This is a genomic window from Sphingomonas arvum (genome assembly GCF_026013565.1).
In the GTDB taxonomy this organism is placed as follows: Bacteria; Pseudomonadota; Alphaproteobacteria; order Sphingomonadales; family Sphingomonadaceae; genus Sphingomicrobium; species Sphingomicrobium arvum.
This window is the reverse complement of record NZ_JAPDOB010000002.1, coordinates 492215-509917: the sequence shown is the minus strand read 5'-3', so window position 1 is coordinate 509917 and position 17703 is coordinate 492215. Positions and strand designations below refer to the sequence as shown.

The 17703-nt window shown below is 67.0% G+C and carries 17 protein-coding genes; 9 read left to right on the top strand and 8 right to left on the bottom strand.

The window, feature by feature from the left end; translation table 11 throughout:
• From OMW55_RS09955 to OMW55_RS09935, 5 genes are read right to left on the bottom strand one after another with little or no spacing between them, the layout of a single operon-like run.
• Positions 1-222 (bottom strand): hypothetical protein, encoded by a 222-nt coding sequence (locus tag OMW55_RS09955; protein ID WP_264882818.1) that lies wholly within the window; start codon positions 220-222, stop codon positions 1-3.
• Entirely contained in the window at positions 219-2351 is a 2133-nt protein-coding gene (gene scpA, locus OMW55_RS09950; protein ID WP_264882816.1) for a methylmalonyl-CoA mutase, read from the bottom strand. Before scpA ends, OMW55_RS09955 begins: the two co-directional genes overlap by 4 nt.
• 42 nt (positions 2352-2393) lie before the next feature.
• A complete protein-coding gene (locus OMW55_RS09945) occupies positions 2394-2642 on the bottom strand; it encodes a hypothetical protein (protein ID WP_264882815.1) in 249 nt (82 codons plus the stop codon).
• Positions 2642-3061 carry a methylmalonyl-CoA epimerase gene (mce, locus tag OMW55_RS09940; RefSeq protein WP_264882813.1) on the bottom strand — a complete coding sequence of 140 codons (420 nt, stop codon included), beginning with the start codon at positions 3059-3061 and terminating at the stop codon, positions 2642-2644. Before mce ends, OMW55_RS09945 begins: the two co-directional genes overlap by 1 nt.
• 8 nt (positions 3062-3069) lie before the next feature.
• Complete coding sequence (locus OMW55_RS09935) at positions 3070-4602, bottom strand: acyl-CoA carboxylase subunit beta (RefSeq protein WP_264882812.1); 1533 nt, start codon at positions 4600-4602, stop codon at positions 3070-3072.
• Positions 4603-4745: 143 nt separating this feature from the next.
• On the opposite strand from OMW55_RS09935, the gene OMW55_RS09930 reads away from it, so the two are divergent.
• The 5 genes from OMW55_RS09930 to OMW55_RS09910 all read left to right on the top strand — a co-directional run bounded on the left by OMW55_RS09930 (position 4746) and on the right by OMW55_RS09910 (position 11388).
• Complete coding sequence (locus OMW55_RS09930) at positions 4746-4928, top strand: con-10 family general stress protein (protein WP_264882811.1); 183 nt, start codon at positions 4746-4748, stop codon at positions 4926-4928.
• Positions 4929-5211: 283 nt separating this feature from the next.
• Complete coding sequence (gene glf / locus OMW55_RS09925) at positions 5212-7482, top strand: UDP-galactopyranose mutase (protein WP_264882810.1); 2271 nt, start codon at positions 5212-5214, stop codon at positions 7480-7482.
• Between the two features lie 17 nt (positions 7483-7499).
• Positions 7500-9656, top strand: a complete 2157-nt coding sequence (locus OMW55_RS09920) for a family 1 glycosylhydrolase (protein ID WP_264882809.1) — start codon at positions 7500-7502, stop codon at positions 9654-9656.
• Between the two features lie 86 nt (positions 9657-9742).
• Positions 9743-10507, top strand: a complete 765-nt coding sequence (locus OMW55_RS09915) for a histidine phosphatase family protein (protein WP_264882807.1) — start codon at positions 9743-9745, stop codon at positions 10505-10507.
• Entirely contained in the window at positions 10504-11388 is an 885-nt protein-coding gene (locus OMW55_RS09910; RefSeq protein WP_264882806.1) for an NAD(P)H-hydrate dehydratase, read from the top strand. The genes OMW55_RS09915 and OMW55_RS09910 overlap by 4 nt, the downstream gene beginning before the upstream one ends.
• On the opposite strand, the gene pyk is transcribed toward OMW55_RS09910, so the two are convergent.
• Positions 11376-12833, bottom strand: coding sequence for a pyruvate kinase (gene pyk / locus OMW55_RS09905; protein WP_264882804.1), 1458 nt, complete (start codon positions 12831-12833; stop codon positions 11376-11378). The genes OMW55_RS09910 and pyk overlap by 13 nt on opposite strands.
• 125 nt (positions 12834-12958) lie before the next feature.
• On the opposite strand from pyk, the gene OMW55_RS09900 reads away from it, so the two are divergent.
• The 4 genes from OMW55_RS09900 (at position 12959) to ruvA (ending at position 15137) form a co-directional block, all read left to right on the top strand.
• Positions 12959-13201 (top strand): DUF2312 domain-containing protein, encoded by a 243-nt coding sequence (locus OMW55_RS09900; RefSeq protein ID WP_264882802.1) that lies wholly within the window; start codon positions 12959-12961, stop codon positions 13199-13201.
• Between the two features lie 14 nt (positions 13202-13215).
• Positions 13216-13959: a YebC/PmpR family DNA-binding transcriptional regulator gene (locus OMW55_RS09895; RefSeq protein ID WP_264882800.1), complete on the top strand. Its 744-nt coding sequence runs from the start codon at positions 13216-13218 to the stop codon at positions 13957-13959.
• Positions 13956-14453 (top strand): crossover junction endodeoxyribonuclease RuvC, encoded by a 498-nt coding sequence (gene ruvC / locus OMW55_RS09890; protein ID WP_264883980.1) that lies wholly within the window; start codon positions 13956-13958, stop codon positions 14451-14453. The genes OMW55_RS09895 and ruvC overlap by 4 nt, the downstream gene beginning before the upstream one ends.
• A gap of 90 nt (positions 14454-14543) precedes the next feature.
• Positions 14544-15137, top strand: a complete 594-nt coding sequence (gene ruvA, locus OMW55_RS09885) for a Holliday junction branch migration protein RuvA (protein WP_264882798.1) — start codon at positions 14544-14546, stop codon at positions 15135-15137.
• 3 nt (positions 15138-15140) lie between these two features.
• Here the strand turns inward: ruvA and OMW55_RS09880 are convergent, their stop codons facing one another.
• Entirely contained in the window at positions 15141-15674 is a 534-nt protein-coding gene (locus tag OMW55_RS09880; RefSeq protein WP_264882796.1) for a vitamin K epoxide reductase family protein, read from the bottom strand.
• Positions 15675-15774: 100 nt separating this feature from the next.
• Positions 15775-17595: an autotransporter domain-containing protein gene (locus OMW55_RS09875; RefSeq protein ID WP_264882795.1), complete on the bottom strand. Its 1821-nt coding sequence runs from the start codon at positions 17593-17595 to the stop codon at positions 15775-15777.
• Positions 17596-17703: the final 108 nt, after the last annotated feature.

Here is a 17703-nt window from a genome sequence, read left to right as displayed (position 1 = left end):
TCAGCCCTTCAGCTTCGGCCAGCGGCGCCAGTAAGCAAATGCGAGCACCGCATAAAAGATGATTGCACCTACGCGGATGGCTGCGCCCTGCCGATCCGCCATGTTGTTACAGGCCGCTGGACTGTCCGGCCCCAAGCCGCAGTGCAGCAGAATGCTCGCATAGATGATCGTTGCTGCCAGCGCGTAAGCTGCAGTGGTCGATACGAACGCAAACAACCTCACTCCGCCGCCTCGTCGAGCGGCGGCTTGTTGTGGCCAAGCAGGCGCAGAACTTCGTCGGCCGCGTCGGCCAGGTTGGTGCCCGGACCGAAGATCGCCTGCACGCCGGCGGCCCTCAGCGCCGCATAGTCCTGCGCGGGGATGACGCCGCCCGCGACGACCTTGATGTCGGCACGGCCTAGGTCCTTGAGGTGGTCGATCAGCTCGGGGATCAGTGTCTTGTGACCGGCCGCGAGGCTGCTGGCGCCGACCACGTCCACGTCGCTGGTGATCGCCAACTCGGCGGCTTCGCGCGGGGTCTGGAACAGGGGCCCCGCGACGATCTCGAAGCCGAGGTCGCCGAAAGCGGAGCTGACCAGGTTCGCGCCGCGATCGTGACCGTCCTGGCCCATCTTGGCGACCAGCATGCGGGGAGCGCGGCCGAGGCGTTCGGTCACGGCGCGGGTGCCCTGCTCGGCCGCTTTCCAGCGCACGTCTGCGCGCTGGCCGTAGATGCCGCTCACGGGCTCGGGCTTGGTCGCGTAGCGGCCGAAGGCGCGTTCGAGCGCGTCCGAGATCTCGCCCAGGGTCGCGCGGGCACGCGCAGCTTCGACGGAGAGCGCGAGCAGGTTGGCGTCGGCGCGGGCACCGTCCTCAAGCGCCTGCAAGGTTTCCCGCACCCTGCCCTCGTCTCGGCTGCTACGGATCTGCGCCAGACGCTCGATCTGGCCGGCGCGGACCTTGGCGTTGTCGACTTCGAGAATGTCGAGCTCCGGCTCATTTTCCAATCGGTAGCGGTTGACGCCGACGATCACCGTATCGCCGGTGTCGACCTTCGCCTGGCGTTCGGCGGCGGCTTCTTCGATCCGGCGCTTGGGCAGGCCTTCGGCGACGGCCTTGGTCATGCCGCCGTGCGCCTCGACCTCGTCGATCAGCGCCTGGGCGCGCTCCTCAAGCTCACGCGTCAGCGCCTCGACATACCAGCTGCCGCCGAGCGGGTCGGCGACCGCGGTGACCCCGCTCTCCTCGGCCAGGATCAGCTGGGTGTTGCGGGCGATCCGCGCCGAGAAGTCGGTCGGCAATGCGATCGCCTCGTCGAAGCTGTTGGTGTGCAGCGACTGCGTGCCGCCCAGCACGGCCGCCAGCGCCTCGATCGTGGTGCGGACGATGTTGTTGTAGGGGTCCTGCTCGGTCAGGCTGACGCCCGACGTCTGGCAGTGGGTGCGGAGGAGCTTCGACTTCTCGGACTGGGCGCCCAAGTCCGTCATGATCCGGCCCCACAAGGCGCGCGCGGCCCGCATTTTGGCGACCTCCATGAAGAGGTTCATGCCGATGCCCCAGAAGAAGCTGAGGCGCGGCGCGAAGGCGTCGATGTCGAGCCCGCTCTTCACTGCCGCGCGGACATATTCCATGCCGTCGGCGAGCGTGTAGGCAAGCTCCTGCACCGCCGTCGCTCCGGCCTCGTGCATGTGGTAGCCAGAGATCGAGATGCTGTTGAACTTGGGCATCTCGGCGGACGTGTAGGCGATGATGTCGCTGACGATCCGCATGGAGGGTTCGGGCGGGTAGATGTAGGTGTTGCGGACCGCGAACTCCTTCAGGATGTCGTTCTGGATCGTGCCCGACAGCGCCTTGCGGTGGACCCCCTGCTCTTCACCCGCGACGATGTAGAAGGCCATGACCGGCAACACGGCGCCGTTCATGGTCATGCTGACGCTCATCTCGCCCAGCGGGATGCCGTCGAACAGCAGCTTCATGTCCTCAACGCTGTCGATCGCGACGCCCGCCTTGCCGACATCGCCGGATACGCGCGGATGATCGCTGTCGTAGCCGCGGTGGGTCGCGAGATCGAAGGCGACCGACAGGCCCTTCTGACCCGCGGCCAGGTTCCGACGGTAAAAGGCGTTCGACTCCTCGGCGGTCGAGAAGCCGGCGTACTGGCGGATGGTCCACGGACGGCCGGCGTACATCGTCGCATACGGCCCGCGCGTGTAAGGTGCTACGCCCGGATAACCGCTGTCGATCCCGGCCGAGTCTTCGGGTCCGTAGACGGTCTTGAGCTTGATCCCCTCGGGCGTGGTGCGCGTCAGGTCCGCGCCGCGCGCCTCCTTGGCGGCGAGGGCTTTCCAGGCGTCGTGATTGTCGGTGGGCATGGAGATGGCCCTAGTCCCAAGTGAGCCGGGCGGAAACCCCGCTCACCGGCCGCTGCGGTAGCCGAGGCCGAGCAGAAGGTCGGCGGCGATGAAGAACAAGAGGACGAAAACAGCGCCGTTCAGGACGACCAGCGTCCAGAAGCGCGCTTCGCCAGCCTGTGCCCGGCTTAACTGGGTCCGGTAAAGCGGGATGGTGCCGGTGCGCAGCGCGCGACCGATGCGGAGCAGGAGCAGCAGCGCGAGCACGGCGCAGCCGGCACCGAACAGCAGTTCCTCGCCCCGCCCGTCCATCAATGAGCCTGCTGCGGGCTTTCCATGAACTCGGTCAGGACCCCGCCCATGTCCTTGGGGTGCACGAAGAAGATGGGGGTGCCATGCGCGCCGACTCGGGTGGGCCCGAGGATGCGGACGCCCTGAGCCTCGAAGTCGGCGCGGGCGGCGGCGATGTCCGGCACCTCGAAACAGACGTGGTGCTGGCCGCCGTCCGGGTTCTTGTCGATGAACTTGGCGACCGGGCTATCGGGGCCGAGCGGCTGGATCAACTCGATCTGCGTATTCGGCGCATCGACGAAGCACACCCGGACGCCTTGCGCGGGGAGGTCGAACGGCTCGCCATGAGGGTCCGCGCCGAACAGGGTTCGGTAGCGCTCCAGGCTGCGCTCGATCGAGGGTGTCGCCACGCCGACGTGGTTCAGGCGGCCAAGTTTCATGGTGGCACCTAGAGAGGGATGTTGTCGTGCTTCTTCCACGGGTTCTCGAGGCTCTTGTTGCGCAGCTTGCGCAGGCCCAGCGCCACGCGGCGGCGGGTGGAGTGCGGCATGATGACCTCGTCGATGAAGCCCATGCTGGCCGCGACGAACGGGTTGGCGAACCGTTCTTCGTACTCGGCGGTGCGCTGGGCGATCGCGTCGGCGTCGCCGATGTCGCGGCGGAAGATGATTTCCACCGCGCCCTTGGCCCCCATCACGGCGATCTCGGCGGTCGGCCAGGCATAGTTCAAGTCGCCTCGCAGGTGCTTGGAGGCCATGACGTCGTAGGCACCGCCATAGGCCTTGCGGGTGATCACGGTGATCTTGGGCACGGTCGCCTCGGCATAGGCGAACAGCAGCTTGGCACCGTGCTTGATGATGCCGTTGTGCTCCTGGCCGACGCCGGGCAGGAAGCCGGGCACGTCGACGAAGGTCAGGATCGGAATGTCGAACGCGTCGCAGAAGCGGACAAAGCGCGCCGCCTTCTTCGACGAGTTGATGTCCAGCACGCCGGCCAGCACCATCGGCTGGTTGGCCACCACGCCCACGGTGCGGCCCTCAACCCGGCAGAAGCCGATGATGATGTTGCCGGCATGGTTCGGCTGAAGCTCGAAGAAGTCGCCTTCGTCGGCAACCTTCCGGATCAACTCGTGCATGTCGTAGGGCTGGTTCGCAGACGGGGGGATCAGCGTGTCGAGGCTTTCCTCGACGCGGTCCCACGGATCCTGCGTCGGGCGCTCCGGCACGTCCATGCGGTTGGACAGCGGCAGGAAGTCGAAGAACTCGCGCGCGGCGAGCAGGGCGTCGATGTCGTTCTCAAAGGCGACGTCAGCCACGCCCGACTTGGACGTATGCGTCACCGCACCGCCCAGCTCCTCTTGAGTCACGACCTCGTTGGTGACGGTTTTCACCACCTCCGGGCCGGTGACGAACATGTAGCTGGAGTCCTTCACCATGAAGATGAAGTCGGTCATCGCCGGCGAGTAGACGGCGCCGCCGGCGCACGGGCCCATGATCAAGCTGAGCTGCGGGACAACGCCCGAGGCAAGCACGTTGCGCTGGAACACCTCGGCGTAGCCGGCGAGTGACGCGACTCCCTCTTGGATGCGCGCGCCGCCCGAATCATTGAGGCCGATCACCGGCGCGCCGTTCTTCAGCGCGGCGTCCATGATCTTGCAAATCTTCTGCGCGTGGCGCTCGGACAGGGAGCCGCCGAACACGGTAAAGTCCTGGGCGAAGACATAGACCAGGCGGCCGTTGATGGTGCCCGAGCCGGTGACCACGCCGTCGCCGGGGATCTTCTGCTCGGCCATCCCGAACTCGGTCGCGTTATGCTCCACGAAGGTGTCGACCTCCTCGAAGCTGCCTTCGTCAAGCAATACGCCAAGGCGCTCGCGCGCGGTCAGTCGGCCCTTGGCGTGCTGCGCGTCGATGCGCTTCTGTCCGCCGCCAAGCCGGGCCGCTTCGCGCCGGCGTTCGAGTTCCGCTATGGTGGTCGTCATGGGGCAGGCTCTTCGCCCCGGCGCGCGTCGAGGTCAACCGAGCCCGCAGGTGAAGCGGGCATTAACGCAGGTTACGGTTCGCAACCAGCGGTGCCGTCATGGGATTAAGTGCTCGGAAAACCAGCAGGAAAGCACGACCAACCATGACCATGATCAGCAAGGCCAAGCGTGGGTTCGCGGCCATGGACCCGCAGCGCCAGCGCGAGATCGCCAGCAAGGGCGGCAAGGCGTCGGGCGGCAACTTCGCCCATGATCGGAGCCGCGCGGCAGAGGCGGGGCGGGTCGGAGGCAAGACCAGCAGGACGCGCACTCCTGAGCTCGCCTAAGCGCGCCCGATGGAACCGAGCCGCTAGCTAAGTTGTTCAACAACTTGGCGCAGCGCGGCAGCCGTTTGCCGCAGCGCAGCACTCCATGCCGGACAGGGAACCCGCGCTTCGGGAACCCGACTCGGCAAACCGTTGTTCTGTCGTAATCATCTGCCCTTTTTTGAAAGGTTTTACGCGCATGTTCGAGAAGGTCGGCGTTCCCGGGTCAGCAAAGTCTGCGGTTCCCGCGTTCTCGAACAAGCGAACCACTCTTGTTTGCTTTTCGCACCTGCGGTGGGACTTCGTGTTCCAGCGTCCGCAGCACCTGATGAGCCGGTTCGCCAAGGCGCAGCCGGTGGTGTTCTGGGAGGAGCCGCTGCCGGCCGAGGCGGGCCACGGCCCGTCGCTGGACGTGCGGGTGGCCAAGAACGCGCCGGGGGTGACGATCGTCACGCCGCGCCTGCCCGAGGGGCTGGAGGGCGACAAGCAGCAGACGGTGCTCAAGGGCCTGCTCGACCAGTATGTGTCGACGCTGCAGGGCAAGTTCGTGCGCTGGTATTATACGCCCATGATGCTGCCGTTCTCGCGGCACCTGGACGCGCTCGCCACCGTCTATGATTGCATGGATGAACTGAGCGCGTTCCGCTTCGCGCCGCAGGAGTTGCTCAACCTCGAGTCCGAACTGCTGGAAGCGGCCGACCTGGTTTTCACCGGCGGTTATTCGCTGTACGAAGCCAAGAAGAAGCGCCACGGCAGCGCCCATCCCTTCCCCTCGTCGGTCGACCGCAAGCATTTCGGCGCGGCCCGCAGCGGCATCGCCGATCCGGCCGACCAGACGGACATCGCCCGGCCACGGCTCGGCTTCTACGGCGTTATCGACGAGCGCATCGACCTCGAGCTGCTGGACCAGGTGGCGGAGCTGCGGCCCGACTGGCAGCTGGTCATGGTCGGCCCGGTGGTGAAGATCAGCGAGGACGACCTGCCGCGCCGGCCTAACATCCATTACCTCGGCGGAAAGAGCTACGACGAGCTGCCGTCCTATCTCGGCAACTGGGACGTGGCGATGATGCCGTTCGCCATCAACGAGGCGACTCGCTTCATCTCGCCGACCAAGACGCCCGAGTACCTGGCCGCCGGCAAGCCGGTCGTGTCGACGCCGATCAAGGACGTGAAGCGCCACTACGAGAAGCTGGCCGGTGTGCGCATCGCGTCCACGGCCGAGCAGTTCGTTGAGGCGAGCGAGCGGATGCTCGGCATCGGCCAGAGCAATCCGGACTGGCTGGGCGAGGTCGACCTGGCGCTGGCCGACATGAGCTGGGACACGACGCAGGCGCGCATGGCGGCGCTGATCGACCAGGTGGTCGAGCCGGCCAGCAAGATCGAGCGCCCGGCGTTCGGCGCTGCCCACGCGACGCACATGCCACGCGCCAAGAAGTATGATTACCTGATCGTCGGTTGCGGGTTCGCCGGCTCGGTGCTGGCCGAGCGGCTGGCCACGCAGCACGGCGCCCGGGTGCTGATGATCGACAAGCGCGATCACGTCGGCGGCAACGCCTACGACGAGCTCAACGAGCACGGCATTTTGTACCACAAGTACGGGCCGCACATCTTCCACGCCAACAGCGACGAGATCGTCAGCTACCTGTCGCAGTTCACCCAGTGGCGGCCGTACGAGCACCGCGTTCTGGCGCATGTCCGCGACAAGCTGGTGCCGGTACCGATCAATCGGACGACGCTGAACACCCTCTACAACGCCGGCCTCAAGAACGACGAGGAGGCGGCCGCCTTTCTGGCATCGCGAGCGGAGCCAGTGAAGGATATCCGCACGTCGGAGGACGTGGTGATCAACGCCGTGGGGCGTGAGCTCTACGAGCTATTCTTCCGTGGCTATACCCGCAAGCAGTGGGGGCTGGACCCGTCGGAGCTGGACAAGCAGGTGACCAGCCGCATTCCGACGCGGACCAACACGGACGACCGCTATTTCACCGATACGCACCAGATCATGCCGCTGCACGGCTACACCAAGATGTTCGAGCGCATGCTTGACCATCCGCTGATCGACAAGGCGCTGGGCACCGACTTCCGCGAAGTGCGAAACGAGGTCAGTGCGGCGCACATCATCTACACCGGACCGATCGATGAATATTTCGATTGGCGCTTCGGCAAGCTGCCCTATCGCAGCCTGCGGTTCGTCCACTCGACCATCGAGAAGCAGCAGTTCCAGGACGTCGCCGTCGTCAACTATCCTGACGCGGAGGTGCCGTACACGCGCATCAGCGAGTACAAGCACATGACCGGTCAGGAGCATGCGCGCACCACGATCACGCTGGAATATCCGAGCGCGGAGGGTGACCCTTATTATCCGATCCCGCGGCCGGAGAACCAGGCGCTGTTCAAGAAGTACGAGGCGCTGGCCGACAGCACTTCGGGTGTGACCTTCGTCGGGCGTCTTGCCACCTACCGCTACTACAACATGGACCAGATCGTCGGGCAGGCGCTCGCCACCTTCCGGCGCCTCGACGAGGCGCGCACCAAGGTAGGTGCGTCCAGTCGGGAGTTGCGCCTGGCGATCTGAGGCAAGCTGGAGAAGACATGATCGAAGGCAAGCATCCCACCACCCCGCTCGAACTCTGGGGCGGGGTGGAATGCACGGTCGTGCGGATCGGCGACGAGTACCGCGACCAGTTGGTGGAAACGGGACATGCCTATCGCATGGCCGATCTCGACGCCATCGCCGAGCTCGGCATCCGCACCGTCCGTTACCCAATCGTGTGGGAGCGGGTGGCGGGAGACGATCCCGCCGCGGAATTAGACTTCTCCTGGCATGACGAGCGGCTGCGGCGGCTGCGCGACCTCGGCGTCGAGGTGATTGGCGGGCTGGTCCATCATGGCTCCGGTCCCAGGTTTACCGACCTGCTCGATCCCGACTTCCCGGCCAAGCTGGCCGACTACGCGGCGATCGTGGCCAAGCGTTACCCGTGGATCGGCAAATGGACTCCGGTCAACGAGCCGCTGACCACCGCCCGCTTCTCCTGCCTGTACGGCCACTGGTACCCGCATACGAAGGACTGGGGCGCGTTCATGCGGGCGCTCGCCAATGAATGCGCCGGAGCCCTGCTGGCGATGAGGGCTATTCGGGCGGTGAACCCGGGCGCATTGCACGTCACCACCGAGGATCTGGGCAAGACCTTCGCAACCGAGCAGCTCCAGCACCAAGCGCGGCACGAGAATGAGCGGCGCTGGCTCAGCATGGACCTGCTCGCCGGCCGGGTCAGGCCCGGGCACATGTTCCACGACACGCTGCAGCAGCACGCCGGGCACGAGCTGCTTGACTTGCTCGCCACCGGCGAGGCGACGCCCGACATCATCGGCATCAACCATTACCTGACCAGCGAGCGCTACCTCGACGAGCGGCTCGAGCTGTACCCGCATGTGGAGCCCGGCTCCAACGGGCGGGAGCAATATGTCGACCTTGAAGCCGTGCGCATGCCGCACCTGGTCGATCAGGTCGGGCCCGCGGCCCGGCTGCGCGAAGCCTGGGAACGCTACGGCATCCCGCTGGCGATCACAGAGGTCCACCACGGCTGCACCCGCGAGGAGCAGGTTCGCTGGCTGCAGCAGGTCTGGCAGGCCGCCGAGCAGGTCCGGGCCGAAGGCGTAGACGTGCGCGCCGTCACCATTTGGTCATTGTTCGGCAACGTCGACTGGCGCTCGCTGATCACGCGCCGCGAGGGCATCTACGACGTCGGCGCTTTTGATACCCGCGGCGGCAAACCGCGGCCGACCATGGTCGCGCGCGCGGCGGCAACCCTGGCGGGCGGCAGGGCCGTCGAGCACCCGATCATCCAGGGCAAGGGCTGGTGGCAGCGGCCGGAACGCTTCTACATCGGCAGGTCCGCGTGCGAGCCGCGCGAGTTCGGCCACCATCCGCTGCTGATCACCGGTGCTACGGGCACGCTGGGTCAGGCGTTCGGCCGCATCTGCACGCATCGCGGCCTGGCGCATGTCGTTACTGACCGTGCGGCGATGGACATCACCGACGCGGCGAGCATCGATGCGGCGCTTGAGCGTCTGCATCCGTGGGCGGTCGTCAACACCGCCGGCTTCGTGCGGGTACCCGAGGCCGAACATCAGCCAGACGACTGCTTCGCCATCAACACCACCGGGCCCGAGCTGCTCGCCGCCGCCTGTCACCGGCGCGGCATTCCGTTTGTTACCTTCTCCTCCGACCTGGTATTCGACGGCCAGCTCGGACGCGCCTATCTTGAGCCCGATCCGACCAGCCCGGCCTGCGTGTATGGCCAGAGCAAGGCGGACGCCGAGGACCGGGTGATGGCGATCGACCCGCAGGCGCTGATCGTGCGCACCAGTGCCTTCTTCGGCCCGTGGGATCGGTTTAACTTCCTGTGGGGTACGCTGGACCGATTGGCCAAGGACGAGGACGTCCATGCCAGCGACAATGCGGTCGTCTCACCGACCTATGTGCCCGACCTGGTCCACGCTACGCTGGACTTGCTGCTGGATGGCGAACACGGCATCTGGCACCTCGCAAACGAAGGCAGCATCAGTTGGCACGGTCTTGCGCGCGACATCGCGGACCGCGCGGGCCTCAGCCCGCGCATGATCCGCGATAGCGGCGGCGAGAAGACCGACAACACGCTGGGCACCAGCCGCGGTCAGATCCTTCGCCCGCTCGAGCACGCACTGGGCGACTTCATGCGCTATGCGGAAGGGTTGCCCGGGCGCTAATTCGGCGGCGGGCCCGCCACGCTGGCGATCCGGAACCTCTCCGGCCAAGCTTTGTCCTACAACCGAGCAGGAGGAGCGCTGAGAGCATGGTGTCGTCGCATTGGCCCGAGCGGTTGTACCTGGTCCGGCATGGGCAGAGCCAAGGCAATGTGGCCCGCGACCGGGCGGATGCGCAGGGGCTGGCGACCATCGGCATCGATATCCGGGACGTCGACGTGCCGCTGTCAGACCTGGGCCATGAGCAGGCGCAGGCGACCGGACGCTGGTTCGCGGCCCTGCCGGACGAGCAGAGGCCCGAGGTGATCCTCGCCTCCCCCTATTTGCGCACCCGGCAGACCGCCCGGCATATCTGCGAGGCCGGTGGGCTGGCCGGCGGCAAGTCGCGCACCGTCATCGACGAGCGACTGCGCGAGCGTGAATTCGGAGTGTTCGACGGATTGACGACGCTGGGCATCCGGGAGCGCTATCCGGAGGAGGCACAGCACCGCGCCCGCCTTGGCAAGTTCTACCACCGGCCGCCGGGCGGCGAGAGCTGGGCCGACGTGATCCTGCGGCTCCGCTCGGCAATGAATTCGATCAACCTGCATTACGCCGAGCGGCGGGTGCTGATCGTCTGTCATCAGGTCGTCGTACTGTGCATGCGCTACATTTTGGAAGAGCTGGACGAGGCGCAGATCCTGGCAATCGACAAGCAGTCCGAGATTCTGAACTGTGGCATCTGCGCGTTCGACTTCCAGCCGCACGAGCTCGACTGCGCGCCCAAGCTGGGGCTGTGGAACCATGCGGCGCCCCTGGTCGAGGACGCCGCGCCGATCACCTCCGCGCCCGACAAGATCGCGGGCACCCGATGAGCGTGGAGGAGCTGGACGCGGGCCTGCTGCAACGCTTTCCCCTGCCCCAGGTCGGCTCGGGCGACAAGGACCAGCGCGGGTCGATCCTGGTTATCGCCGGAAGCCGCGACGTGGCGGGCGCGGCGCTGTTGACGGCGGTCGCCGCGATGCGGGCCGGGGCCGGTCGGCTGCAGATTGCCACCGTTGCGAGCGCCACGCCCCAGCTGGCCTTCGCAATGCCCGAAGCGATGGTGATCGGGGTCGCGCAGGCCGACGATGGCGGCTTCGCGGCGTCGGCTGTGCGAGACTTGGCCGAGCGGGCGGGCAAGGCGGACGCCGTGGTCGCCGGACCGGGGTTACAGGGCAATCAGGTCTGCGCCGACCTTGCCGCCGCCGTGCTCAAGAATCGCAACAAGGTCGCGTTGGATGCCGCCTTGCTCCACGCGCTGCCGAAACGTGCAGACGCCGCCAAGCGGGCGGAGGTGCCGCCGGTGCTGCTGCCGCATTCGGGCGAGATGGCGAGCTTGCTTGAATGCGACGAGGAAGAGGTCCAGGCCGACCCGCTCGGCGCCGGACGGCGCTGTGCCGATCGCTACGATGCAGTGACGCTGGTCAAGGGCACGCAGAGCTACGTGGTCGCACCCGACGGGCGCGCCTTCCACTACGCTGGTGGCGGACCGGGGCTTGGCATCTCGGGCTCAGGCGATGTGCTCGCCGGTATCGTCGGGGGGCTGCTGGCGCGCGGCGCGGACCCACTTACTGCATTGTTGTGGAGCGTGTGGTGCCATGGCGAGGCGGGCCGCCGGCTGGGCGAGCGCATCGGCACCCTCGGCTATCTGGCCCGTGAATTGCCTGGCGAGATCCCCGCCCTGCTGTTCCCGCAAGGAGCTCAGGCGGAATAGTCGTCCAGCTCGTCGCCAACCAGGCGCGCCACGTGCATGACGTTGGTGGAGCCGGTGTGGCCGAATGGGATGCCAGCGAGGATGATCAGGCGCTGGCCGGGTCCGGCAAGCTTGGTGCGCAGCGCCATGCGCTTGGCCTTGGCCACCATTTCCTCGAAACTCGCGACGTCGCGAGTGTGGACCGCGTGAACACCCCACACCAGGCCCATGCGGCGCGCGACCGTCTTGCTGGCGGTCATCACCAGCAACGGCACCGGGCCACGTTCGCGCGCGATACGGCGGGCGGTGGAGCCGGAGCTGGTATAGCAGACCATCGCTGCCACCCCGACCGTGTTGGCGACATTACCGGCGCTTTCGGCCAGCGCGTCCGCGGTGGTCGGCTCGGCCGGGGTGGCGGTGAAGTGGACCCGTTCGGCGTAAGCGGAGTCCGATTCCACCGTGCGGCCAATGCGGTCCATCATGTGCACCGCCTCGCACGGGTAGTCGCCCGCTGCGCTTTCCGCTGACAGCATCACCGCGTCGGCGCCGTCGTAGATGGCATTGGCCACGTCGCTCACTTCGGCCCGGGTCGGGGTCGGCGCGTGGATCATCGATTCCAGCATCTGCGTCGCGACGACCACCGGCTTGCCGAGTTCGCGGCAGCGCGCGACGATTCGCTTTTGCAGCGCCGGGACTGCCTCGGGTGGAAGCTCGACGCCAAGGTCGCCGCGCGCGACCATCGCGGCATCGGCATGGGCAAGGATGCCTTCCAGCCGCTCGATCGCCGACGGTTTCTCGATCTTGACCATCAGCAGCGCCTTGTCGCCGATCAGGCGCCGCGCTTCCTCCACGTCCTCGGCCCGCTGGACGAATGACAGGGCGATGTAGTCGGCCCCCTGCTGCAATGCGAATTCCAGATCGCTGCGGTCCTTCTCGGTCAGAGCGGGGATGGGCACCAGCACATCGGGCACGTTGACGCCCTTGTTGTCGCTGATCCGGCCGCCGACCTCGACGATGGTCTCGATCCGCTCGGGCGCGACCGCCGCCACGCGCAGCCTGATCTTGCCGTCGTCGATCAGCAGCCGGTCGCCCTCGCTGACCGCCTCGAACAGTTCGGGGTGCGGCAGTTCAGCGCGCTCGGCGGTGCCAGACTCGCTGGAACGGTCGAGCAGGAAGCGACTGCCGGTTGCGATTTCGGCCGAGCCGTCGATGAAGCGACCGACCCGCAGCTTGGGTCCCTGAAGATCGAACAGGATCGTACTTGGCCGCTTGGATTCTTCTTCCAACGAGCGGATCGCCTGAACGAGCTGGGCCTTCGCCTGCTGGTCGCCGTGGCTCATGTTGATGCGGAAGGCGTCGGCGCCGGCGGACATCAGCTTGGCGATCATCTCCCGGCTGTCGCTCGCTGGCCCCAGCGTGGCGAGGATCCTGACCTTGCGCCCCCGCGGGCCGACCACCTTCGCCACTCACATCTCCCTTGTTGCGGGAAGGCCATAGCCGCTGAGCCGTGCGGTTCAACCGCTTGTAAGAACGCCCGCGGCTCCTCTAATGCGCCGCGGGCAACTGACATTCACGCGGGGAATCGGGGTTTATGGCGGACGACAACGTCTCGGCAGAGCAGCTGCGGCTGTTCATCGAGCGCATCGAGCGGCTCGAAGAGGAAAAGAAGGGTGTCGCGGACGACATCAAGGACGTCTACGGCGAGGCCAAGGCGACGGGCTTCGACAGCAAGATCATGCGCCAGATCGTCCGGCTCAGAAAGATGGAGAAGCACGCCCGCGACGAGCAGGACGCGCTGCTTGAGACCTACCGCAACGCGCTGGGCCTGCACTAAGGAGAGCAACGGCCATGGCAGGTCACAGCAAATTCAAGAACATCATGCATCGCAAGGGCGCGCAGGACAAGAAGCGCTCGGCGATGTTCTCCAAGCTGTCGCGCGAGATCACGGTCGCGGCCAAGATGGGCCTGCCGGACCCGGAGATGAACGCCCGGCTGCGCGCGGCGGTGCTGGCCGCCAAGGCGCAATCCATGCCCAAGGACAACATCCAGCGCTCGATCGACAAGGCGTCGGCGGGCGATGCTGAGAGCTATGAAGAGATCCGGTACGAGGGCTTTGGCCCCGGCGGGGTGAGCCTGATCGTCGAAGCGCTGTCCGACAACCGCAACCGCACCGCGACCAACGTGCGGACGATCTTTTCCAAGAACGGCGGCAACCTCGGCGCATCGGGCAGCGTGAGCCACGGCTTCGACCGGCTCGGCCTGATCGAATATCCGGCGACCGCGGGCGACGCCGACAAGGTGCTGGAAGCGGCGATCGAGGCCGGTGCCGACGATGTCGAGAGCGACGATGACGGCCACCGCATCTGGACCAGCGTCGACAGCCTGCACGAGGTCGCCAAGGCGCTGGAAGGCAGCCTCGGCGAGGCCGACGCCACCAAGCTCGCCTGGCGGCCGCAGACCCCGGTCGAGGTCGGCGAGGACGACGCGGCGCAGCTCATCAAGCTGATCGACACGCTGGACGAGGACGACGACGTCCAGACCGTGTGGGGCAATTACGAGATCAGCGACGCGGTCGCGGAGAAGCTCGCCTGATCGTGCTTGGCCTTGATCCGTCGCTCAGCTGCACGGGTTGGGGGATCATCCGGGCGGACGGCAATCGGCTGGCGCATGTTGCCAATGGGCAGGTGAGGACGCCCACGTCCGCTCCCTTGGCTGAACGACTGGTGCTGCTGGCGACCGCACTAGAGGCGGTGATCGCCGAGCACCGGCCTCAGGCGGCGGCCGCCGAGGAGGTATTCGTCAACCAGAACCCGGGCTCGACCCTGAAGCTGGCGCAGGCGCGCGGCGTTGCGCTGATGTGCGCCGGGCGGAGCGGGCTCGCCGTCGGGGAATATGCGCCGACGCTGGTCAAGAAGGCGGTGGTCGGCACCGGCGGCGCGGCCAAGGACCAGGTGCATGCGATGGTCGCTCGCCTGTTGCCCGGAGCGGTGATCGCGGGCGAGGACGCCGCGGATGCGCTGGCCGTGGCGATCACCCATGCGCACCACCTGGCGAGCACAGCACGAAGCAGCTTGCGCTCACCCTGAGCTTGGCGGATCCAAGAAATCGCAAGACCAAGGGTGCGCGGCGCTCGTCCATCGACAGCGGGGGCGTGAGCGCGGGGGGAGACTGACGACGTGATTGCCAGATTATCGGGCGTGCTGATCGAAGCAACCGCCGACAGCGCCGTCATCGACGTGAACGGCGTTGGGTACCTGGTCCTCGCGTCGGGCAAGACGCTGGACGCCTTACCCCCGGCCGGTGGATCGGTCGTGCTGCTGACGGAACTACAGGTACGCGAGGACAGCATGACGCTGTTCGCCTTCGGCTCGGCGGCTGAGCGGGAAACGTTCCGGCAGCTGACCTTGGTCCAGGGTGTCGGCGGGCGGCTGGCGCTTGCGATCTTGTCGATCCTGTCGCCGGACGAACTGTCGCGCGCCGTGTCGGCCGGGGACAAGGCGATGATTGCCCGCGCGAGCGGGGTCGGCCCGAAGCTGGCGCAGCGGATCGCGCTGGAGCTGCAGGGCAAACTCGGGCTGGCGGCAGGACTCGCGCCGGGCATTGCAACCCCCAAGGGCGGCGCAGCGGCGGACGCCCTTTCGGCGCTCGCCAACCTGGGGTTCAAGCCGGCCGAAGCAAGCGCCGCCGTCGCAGCGGCCAACGAGGAGCTGGGGCCGGCGGCAACATTGGACGCTTTGGTCCGGCTGGCCCTTCGAAAGGCAGCGAAGTAGCGCTCAGGCGGGCTGCGCGGATGCGCCCAGCAGTGCCCGGCCAGCCTGGAGGGCCTCGGGCACACTGAGGACAGCGGTGACTGCACTCAGGCCGGTCGCAACCTGGCACCAACTGCATAGCGCACAATTGTCGCGCCACTCCTCGCGGGTCAACTGCAGGCAGGTGACGAGGTCGCCCCACGCCTTGGCGGTGGCTCCAAGCACGATCCACGGCTGCTGTTCGGCCCGCTCCTTGCCGCCGGTAGCGAACAGGGTGGCGGTCACCGCATAGGTCAGCATCATCAGTGGCCCATCCGGCCCCTGAAGCCGCTTGTAGGCATAGTCGGAGGCATCGACCTTTTCCGCATCCCAGATGCGGCCGGGAAGGACGTCGGGCAGCCGCTTGATCATGCCGGTCTGGTAGGCGGCGACGATCATGCCGATCGTGCCACCGGCGAAGCTCAGCCCGATCGCCCAACGCCGGCGGGTCAGGTCGCCCGAGCGACCTTCTCGCAGTTCACGGCTGAGTGTGGACGGCGGTAGCAAGTTCATCGGCATCGGCGTTCTCCGGCAATCCAGCCCCGGCGAAAACGCCCGTGCATCAAAAAGGGCGCCGGCACTTGGCCGACGCCCTCTTTGGTCTCAAATCGAATTCCGATCAGAAGCCGACGCGAACGCCGACCTGGGCGTTGGTCTCGTTGCCCTCATCCTTGCCGACGGTGGTGCCGAGCTGCAGGTCGACGCTGGTGCCCGGCAGAATCGCCGCGGAGGCGCCGCCCGCAACCCGGCCGTAGAGCTTCTTGGAGCGGTCATCGAGCGCCCAGCTGTTGACGATCACCGGCGAGGCGGTCTGCGCGAAGCGGATGGTACGCCCGTCGCCTGAGAACTCCTTTTCCAGGCTGGCCTGCACGAACGGCTTCAGACCGACGCCGCGACCCCCGAAGTCGCCGCGCGCCTCGATGCCGAGGTTGCCGGTCACCGCCTTCACGCGCTGCTTGCCGACGTTCAGCGTCAGGGCCGCATCCCCCTCTTCGGTGTAGGCGTCGATTGTCGCCCGGGCATAGTCGAGCGCGACGAACGGGCCGGCGCGGAAGATGCTGAGCGGGGCCAGGTAGCCGGCCTTAGCGCCGGCGACCACATGGTGGCCGTCGACGTCGCCGCCGACTGGCAGGACCACGCCGGTGCGGTCGAACTCATGCTTGGTCCGGCCGTAGCCGAGGTGACCCTGCACGAACGCCGGCCCGACGGCGTAGCCGGCATAGCCGCCGACCTGCCAGGTGCGCGCCTTGCCGTCGGCGGTGTTCGTGTGGAACTTGGTCCGGCCGTGGCTGTACCCGCCGGCGAGGCCGATGAGGCCGTTGCCGCCGAAGCCCAGCTCCACACCCGCCGTGCCGCCGACGCCGTCGATGTCGAAGCCGTTGGTGCGGGTGGTCGCGCGCGCATCGCGCGAGAAGGCCTCACCCTGCGCGAACACGCGCAGCCCTTGCGCCGTCTCGCCGTCACGCGGGCTGCCGGTGTCGAGCCGACCTTCCAGCGTGCGACCTAACTGGCGGGCGGTGTCGAGCTGCAGGTCGGACGGGGCGGCGAGCACCAGCGGGCCCTGCAGCTGCGCCGCGACATAACGGCCAACCACCGCGAAACCGTTCGAGCTAAGGTGCAGATTGTCGACGTAGAACAGGTAGCCCGCACAGCCGGAGATCACGTTGGCCTGGGTTGCCGGGCAAGCGACGCCATTCGCCAGGCCGTAGGCGGCCGGATCGAGCGCGATGCTGTTCGAAACGGCCGTGAGGTCGAGATAGTGGACCACCGCGCCGTTTGCGGCGTAGCCGGCCAGCAGGTTCTGCACGGCCGTGTTGTAGGTGTTCGAGAACGCCTGACGGGTCTGCTGCGCTGCCGTGTTGCCTGCGATCTCCGGCAGGAGCGCAGTGTTGCCGGCCAGCACGCTGAAGTTCTGCGCGCCGGCGCCGACCAGCCGGTTGAGCTGGGTCGTGGTGGCGTTGATGGAGTCGGTCACGGTGCGACCGTTGGAGATGCCCTGCTGGAAGTAGCGGGCGTCGTTGCCGCCGATCGACACGGTGACGAGGTCGTTCGCGTCGAAGCTCGGGGCGCCGTTCGGAAATGCGGGCAGCTGCGTGCCGACATTCAGGAACTGATCGACCTGCAGCTGGAGGTCGAAGGCCGAACCGCTGCCGCGGACGGCAGTGGCGCCGCCAACGGCGAAGTTCTCGACCGGCACGCCGAGAATGGTCGACAGCGTGTCGACATAATTGGTCCCGCCCGAAAATCGGCCCGTCGGGTAGATGCCGTTCTGGAAGGTCAGCGGGTTGAGGCCGGTCAGCTGGAACAGGTTGCCGTCGTCGGCATAACTGTCGCCAAAGGTAACGATGCGGTCGACCTGCTGCGCGGACGCGGGTGTCGCGGCGGTGGCGAGGCCGAGCAGGCTGGCGCCCAGCAGGGCGCTGCGAAGGAACTTGGTCATGCGGGTACTTCCCCTCCCTGGCCGCGGAACATGCGGCCGCAAGGTGGCTGCTATGGGCTTGCGCAAGCGCGACTGACAAGTGACGCAAAGGTCACATGATCGGCGAGA